The following is a 15,667-nucleotide window of genomic DNA, read 5'->3' on the forward strand; positions in this document are numbered from 1 at the left end:
GTGTCACCCGGCGACGAGGCGCGGCGTGCCCGCTTCGTATTCGAGGAGGTCGCCGGTCGCTCCCTGGCGATAGGCGCGTCCGCCGATCACGACCATGTAGATGAGGAAGACGGCGAGCGCCGCGGCGCCGATCCCGATCTTGAGGGGCCACGGCAGCGCCCACCCTGTGACGAAGCCCTCGACGAGCCCGGCGAGGAACAGCGCGAACACCAGGCCGATCGCGACGGTGGCGAGCGCCCGGCCCTCCTCCGCGAGGGATTCCCCGCGCGTGCGCGCCCCGGGGGCGACCCACGACCAGAACACGTGCAGCCCGGCCGCCGCGGCCACGAAGATGCAGGTCATCTCGAGCATGCCGTGCGGGAGGATGTAGAGGATCATGATGTCGGCCTTGTCGTGCGCGGCCATCACGGCCCCCGACGTGCCGAGGCCGATGGCATTCTGCACGAGCATGTAGACGGGCCAGATGCCCGTGACGCCGAACAGCACGCATTGCATCGCGATCCAGGCGTTGTTGGTCCAGACCATGCCCATGAACTCGGCCGCGGGGTTCTCGGTGTAGTAGCCGGTGAAGCTCTCGTCGGCGTACTGCTCGAGCGCATCGGGCGGCCCGAGCGTCGCGATGAGGGCGGGATCGGCGGCGATCCACGCGGCCGTGCCCACGCCGACGGCGATGAAGGCCACGGCGATGATCAGAGTCGTCCAGCGCAGCCGGTACAGGGCGGCGGGCAGTTGCGCACTGAAGAAGCGTGCGGTCTGGGTCAGGATGCTGTCGGAGGCGCCCGTGAGGCGGAGGCGCGCCCGCACCAGGATCGTGGAGAGGTAGGCCCCCTGCGGCGACTCGCCGACCGATGTCTTCAGCTCGGCGAGATCTGCGGATGCGGCGCGGTAGCGGACGATCAGCTCATCGACTCCGGCGCCGTCGAGGCGGGCGCGGCTCAGTTCCTCCAGCCGCTCCCATTCGGCGCGGCGTGCATCAGACAGCGCATCGGCATCCACCTGATTTACTGTACTCATGTCCGTCTCGATCGATTCATCCGACGAGGTGCTCTCCGGCGAGGCCGTCGCCATCGACGTGCAGCCCGTCGGATTCCTGCTGCGCGCGCTCGGCGCCCTCATCGACATGCTCGTCGGCTTCGGCGTCTTCATCCTCTGGCTCTTCCTGCGCATCTGGCTGGTCGACGCCGGCATCCTCTCCGAGGCGACCGACCGCATCGCGACCGTCTCAGCCATGGTGGTGAGCTTCGTCGTGCTTCCCATCACCATGGAAGTGGCCTTGAAGGGGCGCAGTCTCGGAAAGCTCGCCGTCGGCGGGCGGATCGTCCGTGTCGACGGCGGAGCCGCCGGGTTCCGCCACGCTTTCATCCGTGCACTGCTGGGCGTTCTCGAGATCTACATGACCTTCGGTGGCCTCGCTGTGCTCACCGGGGCGTTCAACGCGCGTTCCCAGCGGCTCGGCGATCTGGTCGCCGGAACGTACAGTCAGCGCGTCCGCACGCCGAAGCTCATCCCCCTCGTGCCGGTGCTGCCGCCGATGCTGCTGGGCTGGGCGCAGATCGCCGACGTCGCCCGCCTGCCCGATCGCCTCGCCCGCCGCATCTCGCAGTTCCTGCAGAATGCGCAGCGGATGGTTCCTGAGGCGCGTGCTCGGGTCGCACAGGACCTGCTCGCCGAGGCGACGCCCTTCGTGTCGCCGATGCCGGCCGCCCCGCCGGAGGCCGTGCTGGTGGGCATCACCGTGCTGCGCCGGGAGCGCGAGCGCCGTGCGCTCGAGAACTCCGACCGACGGGCCGAGAAGCTCACCGGCCGTCGCGTCGGCGTCTGACCGAGCCGGCTCGTCGACGGGAGCGCCGATACCGGCGCCCCTCGCATGTCAGAAGCGGATCGCGTCGATCACCTTGACGCGCAGTGCCACGAGCGCGGGAATGAACCCGGACACCGCCCCGACGATCACCGAGGCCGCGAGGCCGACGAGGGCTGCGCGCATCGGGAAGGGCGGGACATCCTGGATGCCCACGAACATCGAGTCGATGAGCCAGTCCGACCGCAGAACCGCGACCACGATGGCGATGCCGACGATCCCGGCCACGGTCGTCGCCACGAGGCTCTCCAGGAAGACGGAGAAGAAGACGCGTCCCGAGCTCGCCCCGAACGCGCGACGCACACCGATCTCGCGGACGCGCTGCCGCATGGCGACGAGTTGGATGTTGATCAGACTCAACGCCCCGAGGGCGAGGATCAGCGCCGCGATGCCACCCGTGATCATCTCGAAGGTCGCCTGCGCATCCATCGCGCCCGGCTGCGCACCCCAGTCCGATCGACTCACCGAGACGGTCTGCCCCTCCGGGAGGCCCGCTCGGAGGTCCATCGCGAGAACCGGCCCGATCTCGTCCGCCTGATCGGACTCCAGCCAGATCTCATACTGCGTCCAGGCATCGACCGGCAGCGCGTCCACTCGGTCCCGATAGGCGTCGTAGAGGAGATCCACGCGAGCCTCCTCGTCGCCGAACCCCTGACGCGCGGTGACGCCGACCACCTGATACGTGCCTCCGCCCGGGCCCGAGACCGTGATGGTCGGATGCTCGATGATCGGAATGCGTCCGAGCCGATCCCACAGAGGCTCGGAGATCACGACCGGCGGTGCGAGCGCCTCGACGTCGGAATCGAGCAGCCAGCGCCCGGTGAGCAGCTGCTCGCGGTGGATCTGCGAGTACGCCGGGTCGATCAGGCGCGCGCCGACGTCGGTGATGCCGTCCGGCAGCTGCACCGGGATCATCACTCCCTGTGCGATCCGCGCGGTGTGGCTGAAGTCGAAGCGCTCGGAGACCCGCAGGAAGCGCTCATCGAACTCGTCCCCGTCGACCGGGGATCCGTCGTCGGTCGTCGCCGACACGACGATGGTCGCGGCACGTCCGCCCCAGCGGTCCGATTGTTCGGCCTGGTACTGGCGCTGATACTCCGAGATCGCCACGACGGCCGTCAGCGCGCCCACCGACACCGCGATGCCGATCAGACTGAGGAGCACGCGCAGCTTGTGCACGCGGATCTCCGCCCAGGCATCCGCGAGCGCGCCGAGGAAGCCGGTCATGCCGACGGCCCGATCGCCGCGGTGGGAACGACGGAGGCGGGAACGGATGCCGCGAGCGTCGAGGCCTCGAACGCCCGGCTGAGATCGACGGGCTCGAGGAGTCCGGCATCGAGCCGGTAGTGTCGGCGGGCGCGCGCCGCGACGTGCAGGTCGTGGGTGATCGTCACGAGAGCCGCATCGGTCTCGGTCGCGACCTCGTCCAACAGCGTCATCACCGACGCACCGGTGTCGATGTCGAGTGCCCCGGTCGGCTCGTCCGCGAGAATCAGCACCGGGCGTCGCACCAGCGCTCTGGCGATCGCCACCCGCTGCTGCTCTCCGCCCGACAGCCGATCCGCGATCTGGTCGATACGGTGGCCCAGGCCGACCCGCTCGAGCATGTCCGCCGCGATCTGCCGGCGATTCCAGAACATCCGTCCCTTGGCGTGCCCGAGCGGCATCATCACGTTGTCGATCGCCGTCCGTCCGGAGAGCAGGTTGAACTGCTGGAACACGAAGCCGACGTTGTCGCCGCGGAGCCGGTCGAGGCGGCCCGAGCGCATGCGCCGGACCTCCTTCCCCTCGAAGGCCACGGAGCCGGAGGTGGGCGCATCCAGCATCCCGAGAATGTTGAGCAGGGTCGACTTGCCCGATCCGGAGCGCCCCACGATGGAGACGTGATCCCCGGCGCCCACCTCGAGAGTGACCCCCCGGAGGATCTCCAGACGCGAGTCGTCGGCGAGGAGCACGCTCTTCGCGACGTCCTCAAGAGCGACGAGGCTCACCAGCTCATCCCGCTGTCGCACTGCTCGACACCGGGAGAGATCTCATAGCAGTTCTCTTCGACCGGAGCGACGAACCCGGGGACGAATTGACGCACGCTGTCGCCCTCCTCGAGCCCTTCGGTGACCTCGACCATCACGCCGTCGTTCACTCCGAGCGTCACTGCGCGCTCCTCCGGCTCTGATCCGTCGCCCGCATCGACCCACACCGTGCCCGTCCCTGCACCACCCTGGACCGCGGTCACCGGGATGACGAGGGCATCCTCGACCTGGCCGAGCGCGAGGTCCATGGTGGCAGGGAGTCCGGCGAACACGGTCTGGTCGGCGGGGAGCGCACAGCGGACGCTCGCCGTTCCCTCCGCACTCACCTGGACGCGCACGCCGTTGCACGTGAACGGTGCGGGGCCTCCGGTGATCGTCACGGTCGCCTCGGTCGGGGCATTCACGAGGCGGTAGAGCTGGACCGGTTGCACGGTGGCGAGCAGATGGTAGCGCGCAGGCGTGAGCGTGTAGATCTCCGTCCCGACTGTCGCGGACTGCCCTTTGACGAGAGCGATCTCGGACAGGTCGCCGGCCTCCGGCGCGACGATGTCGAAGTCCTTCCGCGGATACTCCTGCCGCACGCTGAAGAGCTTCTGCCCCTTCTTGACCGAGGCGCCGTCACTGACGTGCACCGCGGTGATCGTGCCGTCGAATTCGCCGCGGACGGCGAAACTGTCGTCGCGTGCGACGTTGCCGCTCAGCGACAGCGCGTTCACGACCGATCCGCGTTCGACCGCCACGATCGGATCGGTGATCTCGGCCTCCGGGCTGACGGAGCTCTCGACCCGGTCGGGGAAGAACGCGATCTTCACGAGCGCCGCGGCGCACAGACCGAACACCAGGACCAGCAGCAGGGGGAAGATCCAGCGACGCCAGACGATCACGGGGGCCTTTCCGGTCGTGCCGCCCTGGCACGTCCGCGGTCAGGCTATCCAGAAATGTTTTCCGGGTATGGCAATCGCTGCCGCGTGTCGCGACACGACCTCACGCGCGCAGCGCCTCGTGGCGGACGATGAGCCATCCCGCCGGAACGGAGAGTCGGTCCGCGTGGGGTGAGCACAGATCATGCGCCTGCGGATCGTTCGCGGCTCCGAGCGGACCGAGGGCCGCCATCTGATCGCCGTAGTCGTAGGTGAGCGTCGCCACGGCTTCTCGCGCGCAGCCGACCTTCGAGCAGAGTCTTCCGTCCATCTCGGTCAGCGTACGGCTCGCGGACGAGGACCAGCCGGTGCCGCGCCGCACACGAGCGCATGCACGGATTAGACTTTCGACATGCCTCGTCGCCGCGCGTCTCGCGCCTCTGCTGCTCCGCGGCGGGGAGCGCGCCACGGCCGTCACGGGCGTCTCGGTCGCAGCGAGGTCGTTCGACCACCTCTGGCACCGCTCGATGGATGGATCGACCGCTTCGACCTCACGGTCGGGACGGCGGTCGAGTTCCTCCGCGGCACCTGGCCGGAGTTGCAGGAGGTGCGCTTCGAGATCGGCGCGATCCCCGCGTTCGATGCGTCAGAAGAGGTGCCGCGCTGGTACCTGGATCGCGAGAACCGGCGAATCGTCCTGTTCCGTCTCCCCATCGAACGGCTGCTGCCTCCCGGCCACGACGATGCGATGCATCGCCGGATGGCCATCGAGAGCGCGGTCTTCCGAGCCGCGGCCGAGTACGTCGGCCGCGAGCCCTGGGATCTCGGTCACGACCACTGAGCCCTGACCCCCGTGGCGTGCGGTCAGGGATAGACCGTGATCGCGCTCTCCGCTCCCGCACCCGGCCGGATGGACAGCACGGCGATCGCACCCGGCGCGGTGAACGACACGGACGCGTGCACGGGCGCCGTCGTGCCGAGGCGGTAGGTCGTCTTCGCCTCCACACCGACGCTGACGTATTCTCCGGCCCCGACGGCGACCTCCTGCGACGCGCCCCCGTCTGCCGGCTCGACCGTGACCGTGATGTCTTCCTCCGTCCTGTTCGCCAGGTGAAGCTGCGGTGCCGGCCCGGACGGGACCGCGACCAAGACGTCCGAGTCGACCTCGGGCGACGGGGTCGCCCAGGCGAAGTCGGTGCCACTGCCGGAGCCGTCCTGCTGGCGCACGGCGGCGACGACAGCCGCATCGGCGTCGACCGCCACGGAGTAGGTGCCGGGGTCGAGCCCGCTCAACGCCACCTCGGCCGGTTCGTCGGCGACGAGCGGGACAGAGAACTCCTCGGTCGACGCGCTCGAGCCCTCCGCGGTGACGCTGATACGCGCTTGGGTGTCGGTCCCCGGCGAGAGCAGCCGGAGCACTGTCATGTCGGCGTCGTCTCCGTCGACGGTGAACGCCTGCACCCCGGGGATCACCAGGCTCTCCTGCGGGGCCGGGACAGCCTCTTGAAGATCGACGCCCGCGGGGTCGAGCACCCGCACCAGCGAGGACTGCAACACCGCGCGCACGGGCGCGCCGACCGCCGTGACCTCGACCACCGGCGCCTCATTCCCCGCCGCGATCGACGCGAGCGGTAGGGCGAGCTGCGTGCCGGCCGGGATCACGACGGTGCGTGCGCTGCGCATCGTGCCGTACACCGACAGCGTCACCGTCGACGGGACTCTCGCGGCGTTCGTCAGGACGACGACGTCCTCGGTACCCGTCCCCACGTCGCCACCGACCAGCCACGACTCCAACAGAGATTCGCCGCACGGCAGCGCGGCGAACCCGGCGAGGTCCTCCGCCGCGATGGTCATGGACTCGGCAGCGGCGATCAGGGGTGCGGTGCGCCCGTCGACCGTTCCGGTGAGCACGCGGACCTGGTCCGCATCGATGAGGTCGGGGGCTTCCAAGGCCTCCACCGTCGGGGCGGCCGCGCTCCCCGCGTCGATGAAGCTCGGCGTGGCTGCGGAGCGCATTTCCATCGGCGCAGACGGGTCTCGGCCGAGCGCCCGCAGATCACCGTTGCACACCAAGGTGCTGTCTGCGGGAAGAGGGGTGATCTCCGCCTGAGCCGGTTGCTGTCGAATCTCCGGCCACGGCGCATGGATGGCCGCGACGACACCGACCACGCAGGCCACGGCGACGACCACACCCGTCACGAGCCGCGCGCCGGTCGCGGCGACTCGGAAAGCGCGTGTGCCGTTCATCGGTCCTCCTCCGAAGTCGGGCGTTCGGATCGCCGATCGACGTCGAGCGCCGTCTCCTCGGTATCGTCGGTCTCGACAGGCTCGTCCGTCTCGACAGGCTCGTCCGTCTCGACAGGCTCATCGGTCTCCACGGGTTCGACGTTCTCGACGGGTTCCACCGTCTTCACGCCGATCATCGGATCATCGGAGATCCCGTCATCGTGCTCGCCCGTCGCGGCAGGGTCCGCTGACACGTCGTCCGGAGAGGCGTCCTCTGCCAGGACGTCCGGCTCCTCGTGGAGCGCGTCCCGCTCCTCCGCCGCATCCGGATCATCTCTATCCTCGATGTGCCGCGGCAGGACGAGGGGCTCGTCCGGCACACGCCCGACGATGCGAGACAGGGCGCGAGCGGCCCGACGCGACGACCGGGTCGGGATGGAGAGCAGCAGCGCCGCGAGGACGAAGACGAGTTGCAGGGTGATGATCAGGCGAGCCGTGCTCCGATCCTCGGCACTCAGCGCCGGAGGTTCAGCCGCCTCGGCCTGGAGCCGCCAGAGCAGCCCACGATCGGTCTTGCCTGCAGGCAGGAATCCGGGACGCTGATCGATCGAGGCGGCGGCCGTCGTGCGCAGAACACGCGCCTTGTCGTCCTCCCCCGTAGGCAGCCGAGACAGCAGCACGTAGCTGATGCCGCGCTTCGCGAGTTCGGCGGGAGCGTCGAAATCCCGTGCGGAGAGCAGATCGACCGCAAGCGTCGAGATGTCGCGGCCCCCTGGGCGGTGGTCGCCGTGTTCATCATGGTGGACTGGGATCCGAGTGTCTCGCTGGCTCCCCACACGACCTCGACGGCGAGTCCGCCGCCGTCCTGCGGGGTGAGCACGAGCGTCGCGATCTGCCGGTCGTCGGCAGCCTGCGCAGCGACGTACGCGGGCAGGGTGGACACGGGACCATTGGTCAGCACCGACCGCTGGGCGTGGAACGCCACGAGAGCCGGCCCCGCGCAAGCCACCAGAGCGGAGCCCGCGACGACAGCGGCCGCCACACGCAGACGCGGAAGAGTGACCGCCGTGTCCAAGGTGACCAGTGCAGCGCCCACCACGCCGACCCACGCGAGGCTCAGGCCTGAGCCCGGCCAGATGCCGACGCCTGCCCCCTGCGCGAAGGAGACCGAGATGCCGACCGAGAGGAACGCGGTGGCCAGGCCCGAGAGCGCCACGATCAGAAGCGTGATGCCGGCGCGCCACCTCGGAGCGACGGCGGACGCGAGAGCGAGCAGGGCGATCGGGGCGCACAGCAGTGGAGCCCACGCGCCGATCGGTTCGGGGAGGAATGCCATCCACCTGGCGAGGTCCGGCGTCGGGAAGCCTGACGCGAGCGCGAGACGACCGGCGGCGTCCGCGGCTGCCGAGGGCCCGGCCCAGACCACACCCGGGTCGGCGAGCAGCGCCAGCGGAGTTCCCTGGGACAGCTGCCAGAGGACAAGAGGCGCGAAGAGCAGCGCGGCCGGGAGCGGCAGCCACAGCAGACGGCCGGCGCCCCGGAACTGGGCGGTCGCGAGAGTGATTCCGATCGCCACCACCCAGAGCAGCAGCAGAGCCGGGATGAGCGAGGGGGCGCACGCGGCGACGGCCGCCAGCAGCAACGATGCCGCACCGGCCGCACCCCAGGATCGGTGCGCGACGGCGGCGGCATGGAAGAGCCATGGCAGCAGCAGGTGCACCAGCACAGCGGCCGGACGCCCGTCGACGAGAGCAGTGAGGAAGGTCGGCGCCACCGCCCACGCCACGCCGGCGAGGATCCGCAGGCCGGCACGATCGGTCACCCGCGTCGCCGCGAACCAGCCGCCCAGCACGGCCAGCGGAAGGGCGAGGATCCACAGGAGCACCAGGATGAAGGAGGGCTCGGCCGGCCAGAGCGAGCCGAGCACCGCCACGATGGCCGCGAACGGGTCCGCAGGACCCACCACGTCGACGCCGAGGCCCCGCACGCCCCATGCGGCGTCGCGCCACAGGCCCGCGATGGTGTCACGCAGAGGGAGGAGCCCGCCGCCGCCGATCGTCGGCCACGCGAGCACGGTCGTGAACGACGCGATGCTGACCACCAGGGCTGCCAGCACCACCCAGGCCCCGCCACCGGAGAAGAAATGCAGCTCGCTGACCGCACCGCCTTCGCTGCCGTGACCGTCGTCGAGGCGCCGACGCAACTGGGACGAGGTCACCCGCAGCGGGCTGATACTCGCCCAGGTGGAGGTACGGAAGGAGCGGATACGCGCACGCGAACGGGCGATCGCGCCGAAGCGCAGCATCGCGGTGAGCGCGGCCGCCCACTCGGGGATCACGGCTTCCGGGCGCTTGCCGACCAGCTGCGTGATCGATCGCCACAGCGCGAGCGGTAGGAGCGTGAGCCAGTGCACCGGCACCGCCGCGGCCGGCGCGTACGCGAGTCGGCGGTGCAACTGGGCGAGTCGGCGGACGAAAGCGCGGCGCGAGCGACCGGCGGGGAGCGCGGCGGGTCCGTCCGGCGAGGCGGAGATCCGTGCGTCCGGTGCAAGCACCACACGGCCGCCCCCGAGGCGCGCGCGCACGCCGAGGTCGAGTCCCTCGTCCGCCCCGCCGAGCGCGGTGTCCGGACGGAGGGCGTCACGCACCTCGCCGCGGATCAGGATCCCCCTGATGTCCGAGCCGAGGACATCGTCCATGCCGTCGTGCTGTCCTTGATCGAGTTCGCCCGCGGCCAGCTCGACGGATCGGCCGAGAGCGGTCATGCTGATTCCCAGCGACACGATCTCACGCTCGTTGTCGGTCGCGATGAGCTTCGGAGCGATGATCGCCGCCGACGGCGAGCGCTCCAGCATCCCGGTCAATCGCTCCAGCGCTCGCGGATGCGGTGTCGTGTCCTGCGCCAGCAGCCAGATGGCGGAGCCTTCCGCCACTCGGGGGCGGGCGAGCTCGACGGCCTCGGCGAACGATGTCGTGGTGCGAGCCTCGATGATGCCCTCGACCGTGCGGCCCACGGCCTCGCTCTCTCGCGCCGACGCGGCGTCGCCGCACACGACCAGCGTCACCGCCGCTGCCGTCACCGATTGGGATCGCACGGCGTCGAGAGTGCGGAGGAGCTGCGCGCGGGCAGATGATCCGGCGCGCGCGACGATGATGGCGTGAACTCGGGCTGGCATGACGTCGTCAGCCTATGCGCGCGATCATCGGCGCCGGAGCAGTGGATGCGGCGCGCCCGCGAAGCTGTGCGTCCTCGATGCTCCGCGGCCGATCGGGCGGGTCAGCTGGCGCGACGCTTGAGCTTCCGGCGCTCGCGCTCGGACAGCCCGCCCCAGATACCGAAGCGCTCATCGTTGTTGAGCGCGTACTCGAGGCATTCGCCGCGGACGTCGCACGTCGTGCAGATGCGCTTCGCATCCCGCGTGGAGCCGCCCTTCTCGGGGAAGAAGGCCTCAGGATCGGTCTGCGAGCAGAGTGCGTCGCTCTGCCAGGCGAGAGCATTGTCGTCGTCGGCGTTCGGCTTCCGAACCCCCGGTACGCCGAGGTTGATCGGGTCGACGAACCAGTTCTCCGGTACCTCGGAACGGTAACCCGTCATGTCGATCTCCAACCCTCTGTTTCCGCCCCCCGGCGGGCCGTGCTCCACTAATTACACCCGTGTCATTCGCTCCGGTCAAGTCGCGGATCGTAAACCCTCAATCCAGTCTTGAAGGTTCTTGACCTCACACCGGCGTGTCGCGCCCGGGCGAGGCCACGAAAGCCTCGCCGTCGCCGGAGAGCGTCAGAGACCCCTCGTCCGCTGCGGCGAACGCCACCGCCCCGACGGCAACGTCGAGCTGCTCCCCCGACCCCGTTGTCACGTGGACCGAACCGGCCGTGGTCAGCACCATTGTGGGCCCTGAGACAGGGAGCGTGATCGGCGTACCGGCGAGCGCGATCCTCGCCAGGGCGAAGTCCGGCACCGGCACCGGGTAGTGGGTGATTGCCCCCTCGGCGGTGGGACGGAGCACCGGCACCTCCCCTGGCACGGTGTCGAGGATCGACAGCAACTCGGGCACGTCGATCCTCTTGGGGGTGAGCCCGCCGCGGAGCACGTTGTCACTCGCCGCCATGATCTCGACCCCGAGCCCGGAGAGGTACGCGTGCAGCAGGCCCGCCCGCAGGAAGACGCCCTCCCCTCGGCGGAGGACGACGTGATTCATCAGCAGTGCGACGACGACTCCGGGGTCTCCCGGATAGGTCGCGGCGACGCCGGCGATCGCCCGCAGAGTGGTGGCCCACTCCCCCGCATCCGTCTCTTCGTCCGCCGCCGTCACCGCGGCGATGATGTCATCGACCTCCGTCTGGGCCTCGCCACCGAGCAGCCAGCCGATCGCGTCGCGCAGCACGTCGCCGTCGGCTCTCAGCCGGCGCCTCAGCTCCACGACGCCGGCCGCGTCGGAGAGCGCGTCAAGCAGACGAAGACTGTCGGGCACCGGCCGCAGGCCGCTCAGCGACTCGAACGTCTCACTGAGGGCGACGATGAGCTCAGGTTTGTGATTGTCGTCGCGGTAGTTGCGCTGCGGGTCGTCCTCAGCGAGACCGCTCTCCCGTGCCCATCCCTCTCGGGCCTGCGCGATCGTCGGGTGCACCTGGATCGAGAGCGGCCGGCCTGCAGCGAGCAGCTTGAGAAGGTACGGCAGCGTGCCGCCGGTCACCTGGTCGAGCGTGCCGCCGCCGGTCACGTCGGAGGGGTCTCCCGGGTGGTCGCCGAACCACACCTCTGCCTCCGGCTTCCCGGAGGGCGCGCGGCCCTCGAGGCCGGCGAGGAGCGAGTCGGATCCCCAGGCGTAGTCGCGGGGCGCATTCGTGAGGCTCAGCAGCATCCCCCCAGCGTAGAGGCGGTCGGCGCGACTCAGGGTCGCACCGGGCACGGCGCTGTAGCCTGAACGCGATGGCCCAGTACACCAAGCACCCGGTGGCTGCCCCGCCCACCGCGCCGGAGCGCGAGTCGACGGGGCACCTGCTGCTGCGCGCGTACGTGATCCTCATCCTCTTCGCGACGTTCGCGCATTCCGCGGTGTACAACCTCCTCGGCATTCTCGGAGCGGGAGTCGTCCTCGCCGTGCTCACGCTCGCCACCCTCGGCATCGGAATCCCGATGCTGGCGCGCAGCCGGCCGCAGCCGTTCCGCTGGCGGCGGCTGCCTTGGACGGCCCTCGGCTACACGACTCTCGCCCTCGTCTCCGTGGCCTGGTCGCAGTGGCGCGGACCGACCCTCCTCACTTGGGTGCTGCTGGCCGCCGTCACGGTGAATGCTCTCTTCATCGCGCACGTCCTCACCTGGCACGAGATCGTCCGCGCCCTCTCCTCCGCCTTCAAATGGATCCTCGGCCTGTCACTGCTTCTCGAGGCGTGGGTCTCCCTCGTGGTGCACGGGCCGCTGCTGCCGAACTTCGCGACGATCCCGGAGGGTGAGATCGACCCGCAGTGGTACTGGGTGCGCGACAACCTCTTCGATGGCGGCAGGATCCAGGGCATCGTCGGCAATGCCAACCTCCTGGCCATCGTCTCGCTCTTCGCGATCATCACGTTCGGCGTGCTGTTCGCGGCGCGGGCGCGCTGGCGCACCACCCTCGCGCTGTGGGCTCTGCTCGCCGCCTACTTCCTGTTCCGCACATCCTCGGCGACCGCGTTCGTCTGCGCCGCTGCTGCCGCCGTGGTTCTCGCGGTCGCCCTCCTGATGCGGCGAGCGACGACCCCCGGCGCCCGGACCCGCATATACGTGGTCGCCATCGGCGCGACCCTCATCGGCGTCATCGGGGTCTGGCTCGCCCGGGAGCCCCTGCTGGCTCTTCTCGGTCGCAGCTCCGACCTCACCGGACGCTCGGACCGCATCTGGACCAAGGTGCTCGCCCGCGCCGGCGAGCATCCGATCTTCGGCAACGGCTTCTCCAGCCCGTGGATCCCCACGGACCCGGCCTTCGACCGCTGGATCACGGACCACGACATCACCGTGTTCCACGCCCACAACATGTGGCTCGACGTGCTCCTCCAACTCGGCGTCGTCGGCATCGTGCTGATGGCCGTCGCTTACGGCAGTCTGCTCTGGCGCTCGTGGTTCTTCGCCGTCGACCGCCCACGGTGGGATCTCCACGCCGCGCGCACCTTCTCACCACTCACCCTGCTGCCGAGCCTGTTCACCGTCGTCCTGCTCGTCCAGGGCTTCTCGGAGTCGACCCCGATCATGCTGTGGGGCTGGATGCTGGTGATACTGCTGTCCTTCAAGCTCAAGTCCGTACCTCTGGTGGGCGTCGGCGAACGCGACCTCCTGTTCGAGCGCGGCGCCCGACAGCGGCGGGTTCCGTGACCCCGCTCCGACCGATGGCGCGCCTCCTCGGATCCGTGGAGATGGCACGCGCCTTCACGCTCGCCGTCCTGACCGCGGTGTTCGGCTCATTCGCGCTCGAGAGGCTGACGTCGACCGTCACGCTGGCCGCCGTGATCGCGGCGCTGTGCCTCCTCGGTGCGGCGATCCTCTGGGTCCGGCGCGAGGAGCTGTCCCCGCTGCGGATCGCCCCCTCGTCGTTGTTCGCCTTTCTGGGCTGGGCCCTGGTGAGCCTGGTCTGGACGACCGACCGATCCGACACGGTCTTCGGCTGGATGTCGCTGTTCGGGTTCGCCTTCCTCGCCCTGACCGTCGGACACATCCGAGACACGCTGCAGACCGTCCGCGCGATCGGCGACACTCTGCGGGCGCTCCTGGCCGTGTCGCTCGGGGCCGAGATCCTCTCCGGCATCCTGCTCGACATCCCCTTCGCCTTCCTCGGCATCGAGGGAGACCTCGCGGCCGGAGGTCCGATCCAGGGCATCTTCGGCAGCCGCAACATGCTGGGCTTCATCGCCGTCATCGCCCTGATCACCTTCGTGATCGAGTGGCGGACGCAGTCGGTGGATCCCCCGCTCGCGGTCGTCTCCATCGCGCTGGCCGGAACGCTGGCATTCCTCTCCTCGTCGCCGACGGTGCTGGTCCTCGCGGTCGCCGTCGGCATCGTGACGGCCGCTCTGACGATCGTGCGGCACGCGTCGCCGGAGCGCCGCAACCTCGTCCAGTGGATGCTGGGGATCCTCGTCGCCCTCGCCCTCACCGTGGCGTTCTCGCTGCGCCATCAGATCATCGCGATGCTCGACGCCGGTTCCGACTTCTCCATCCGGGCGAATCTGTGGAACTCCATCCTCGACTTCGTCGCCGTGAAACCGATCCAGGGCTGGGGCTGGTTCGGCGGCTGGGCGCGCGGCGAGTACCCCTTCACCTACATCAACTTCCGCCTCGACGACCGTCATCAGAGCGCTCTGAACGCGTTCTTCGATGTCCTGCTCCAGCTCGGCGCAGCGGGGCTGGTGCTGTTCCTGCTGCTCGGCGGGGTGGCTCTCATCCGCTCCTGGCTGGTGGCCAGCGTGCGTCGGTCCGTCGTCTACGCCTGGACGCCGATCACACTGGTCACTCTCGCCGTCGACTCGATGTTCGAGAGCTTCACCCTCGTCGGCGCCGGATGGTTCATGCTCGTGCTGTGCGCGCTGCGTGCGGGACAGTCCCGCTCCTGGCGGGAGAACATCGACGCCGCGCAGACCGGCGCGATCCCGACCCTGCGTCGGCTGGGATGACGGGGACTCAGCGCAGCGAGCGCAGCCGTTCCGCCCACGCGACAGCGTCGCGCACGCCGTCGTCGACCGAGCGCTCGGCCTCCCAGTCGAGCACCGCGGCCGCACGGTCGACGATCGCGAAGGCACCGGCCTGATCGCCCGGCCGGCGCTGGGTCTCGACGACGGGGAGCGGTTCACCGGTCACGCGCTCGAACGCCGCGACCAGCTCGCGCACGGTGACGCCGTCTCCGGTGCCGATGTTGATGACCTGGTACGGGTCGGCCTCCGTCGCCACCTCGTCGAACTTTCGCACGGCGGCGACATGCGCAAGGGCCAGGTCCCAGACATGGATGTAATCGCGCAGGCCGGAGCCGTCGCGCGTCGCCCAGTCGGTGCCGGTGATCGAGAAGGCGGCGCCGGTCGCGCGCGCCTGCATGATCTTGCCCAGGGCATGCGACGGCGTCGGATTCTGCAGACCCGTACGCAGCTGGGGGTCGGCGCCGATCGGATTGAAGTAGCGGAGAGCGATGGCACGGAAGTCGCCCGCCACCGCCGCGTCCTTCAGGATCTGCTCGACCATGGCCTTGGTGGTGGCGTACGGGCTGGACGGTGCGAGCAGCCCGGTCTCGTCGACGCCCTCGCCGCTCTCACCCTGGTAGACGGCCGCGGAGGAGCTGAACACGACGCGGGAGATGCCGGCCTCGCGCAGCCGCTGCAGCAGGATGACGGTCTTGCCGACGTTGGTGTCGTAATAGCCGAGCGGGTCGGCGACCGACTCGGGCACCACGATGCGCGCGGCACAGTGCACGACTGCGTCGATGTCCGGATGGTCGGCGACGATCCTGTCGAGCACTTCCCTGTCGGCGATGTCGCCTTCGTACAGGTTGCGCCCCTCGCCGAAGGCTCGGAGACCCGTCGAGAGATCGTCGAGGATCACGACCTCGATCCCGGCCTCGATGCATGCCGTCGCCACGGTCGATCCGATGTAGCCGGCGCCGCCGGTGATCAATACCTTCATCGGGGTCATTCTAACCATCGCGAAGATGACGCCAGGGCGTCGACTCTCCGCAGATC

The 15,667-nt window shown here is 69.7% G+C and carries 15 protein-coding genes; 4 read left to right on the forward strand and 11 right to left on the reverse strand.

Going from position 1 to position 15,667, the window contains the following annotated elements:
* Positions 1–3: 3 nt before the first annotated feature.
* A complete protein-coding gene (locus QFZ21_RS04595; protein WP_307381209.1) occupies positions 4–996 on the reverse strand; it encodes a stage II sporulation protein M in 993 nt (330 codons plus the stop codon).
* Positions 997–1,012: 16 nt separating this feature from the next.
* On the opposite strand from QFZ21_RS04595, the gene QFZ21_RS04600 reads away from it, so the two are divergent.
* Positions 1,013–1,822, forward strand: coding sequence for an RDD family protein (locus QFZ21_RS04600; protein WP_307374873.1), 810 nt, complete (start codon positions 1,013–1,015; stop codon positions 1,820–1,822).
* Positions 1,823–1,870: 48 nt separating this feature from the next.
* On the opposite strand, the gene QFZ21_RS04605 is transcribed toward QFZ21_RS04600, so the two are convergent.
* From QFZ21_RS04605 to QFZ21_RS04620, 4 genes are all read right to left on the reverse strand, one after another.
* The gene (locus QFZ21_RS04605) at positions 1,871–3,085 is read right to left on the reverse strand and encodes an ABC transporter permease (RefSeq protein ID WP_307374875.1); all 1,215 of its coding nucleotides are present in this window, start codon (positions 3,083–3,085) and stop codon (positions 1,871–1,873) included.
* Positions 3,082–3,849 (reverse strand): ABC transporter ATP-binding protein, encoded by a 768-nt coding sequence (locus tag QFZ21_RS04610; protein WP_307374877.1) that lies wholly within the window; start codon positions 3,847–3,849, stop codon positions 3,082–3,084. The genes QFZ21_RS04605 and QFZ21_RS04610 overlap by 4 nt, the downstream gene beginning before the upstream one ends.
* On the reverse strand, positions 3,846–4,772 hold the full coding sequence (locus tag QFZ21_RS04615; RefSeq protein WP_307374879.1) for an efflux RND transporter periplasmic adaptor subunit: 927 nt from the start codon (positions 4,770–4,772) through the stop codon (positions 3,846–3,848). The genes QFZ21_RS04610 and QFZ21_RS04615 overlap by 4 nt, the downstream gene beginning before the upstream one ends.
* Positions 4,773–4,872: 100 nt before the next feature.
* Positions 4,873–5,079, reverse strand: a complete 207-nt coding sequence (locus QFZ21_RS04620; protein WP_307374881.1) for a DUF3499 family protein — start codon at positions 5,077–5,079, stop codon at positions 4,873–4,875.
* 81 nt (positions 5,080–5,160) lie between these two features.
* Between QFZ21_RS04620 and QFZ21_RS04625 the strand changes: the two genes are divergently transcribed.
* Entirely contained in the window at positions 5,161–5,589 is a 429-nt protein-coding gene (locus QFZ21_RS04625; protein ID WP_307374883.1) for a hypothetical protein, read from the forward strand.
* 23 nt (positions 5,590–5,612) lie between these two features.
* Here QFZ21_RS04625 and QFZ21_RS04630 read toward each other — a convergent pair whose 3' ends face one another.
* The 5 genes from QFZ21_RS04630 to manA all read right to left on the reverse strand — a co-directional run bounded on the left by QFZ21_RS04630 (position 5,613) and on the right by manA (position 11,835).
* A complete protein-coding gene (locus QFZ21_RS04630) occupies positions 5,613–6,995 on the reverse strand; it encodes a DUF5719 family protein (protein WP_307374885.1) in 1,383 nt (460 codons plus the stop codon).
* Positions 6,992–7,354: a hypothetical protein gene (locus tag QFZ21_RS04635; protein WP_307374887.1), complete on the reverse strand. Its 363-nt coding sequence runs from the start codon at positions 7,352–7,354 to the stop codon at positions 6,992–6,994. The genes QFZ21_RS04630 and QFZ21_RS04635 overlap by 4 nt, the downstream gene beginning before the upstream one ends.
* A 134-nt stretch (positions 7,355–7,488) precedes the next feature.
* Complete coding sequence (locus QFZ21_RS04640) at positions 7,489–10,149, reverse strand: glycosyltransferase (RefSeq protein ID WP_307374889.1); 2,661 nt, start codon at positions 10,147–10,149, stop codon at positions 7,489–7,491.
* Positions 10,150–10,250: 101 nt separating this feature from the next.
* The gene (locus QFZ21_RS04645) at positions 10,251–10,568 is read right to left on the reverse strand and encodes a WhiB family transcriptional regulator (RefSeq protein ID WP_307374890.1); all 318 of its coding nucleotides are present in this window, start codon (positions 10,566–10,568) and stop codon (positions 10,251–10,253) included.
* A 124-nt stretch (positions 10,569–10,692) separates the two neighbouring features.
* Positions 10,693–11,835, reverse strand: a complete 1,143-nt coding sequence (gene manA, locus QFZ21_RS04650; protein WP_307374892.1) for a mannose-6-phosphate isomerase, class I — start codon at positions 11,833–11,835, stop codon at positions 10,693–10,695.
* A 68-nt stretch (positions 11,836–11,903) separates the two neighbouring features.
* Here manA and QFZ21_RS04655 point away from each other — a divergent pair, with 68 nt between their 5' ends.
* A complete protein-coding gene (locus QFZ21_RS04655; protein ID WP_307374894.1) occupies positions 11,904–13,319 on the forward strand; it encodes an O-antigen ligase in 1,416 nt (471 codons plus the stop codon).
* A complete protein-coding gene (locus QFZ21_RS04660; protein ID WP_307374896.1) occupies positions 13,316–14,614 on the forward strand; it encodes an O-antigen ligase in 1,299 nt (432 codons plus the stop codon). Before QFZ21_RS04655 ends, QFZ21_RS04660 begins: the two co-directional genes overlap by 4 nt.
* Positions 14,615–14,621: 7 nt before the next feature.
* Here QFZ21_RS04660 and galE read toward each other — a convergent pair whose 3' ends face one another.
* On the reverse strand, positions 14,622–15,611 hold the full coding sequence (galE, locus tag QFZ21_RS04665; protein WP_307374898.1) for a UDP-glucose 4-epimerase GalE: 990 nt from the start codon (positions 15,609–15,611) through the stop codon (positions 14,622–14,624).
* Positions 15,612–15,667 lie beyond the last annotated feature (56 nt).

This window comes from Microbacterium sp. W4I20, from assembly GCF_030816505.1.
GTDB lineage: Bacteria > Actinomycetota > Actinomycetes > Actinomycetales > Microbacteriaceae > Microbacterium.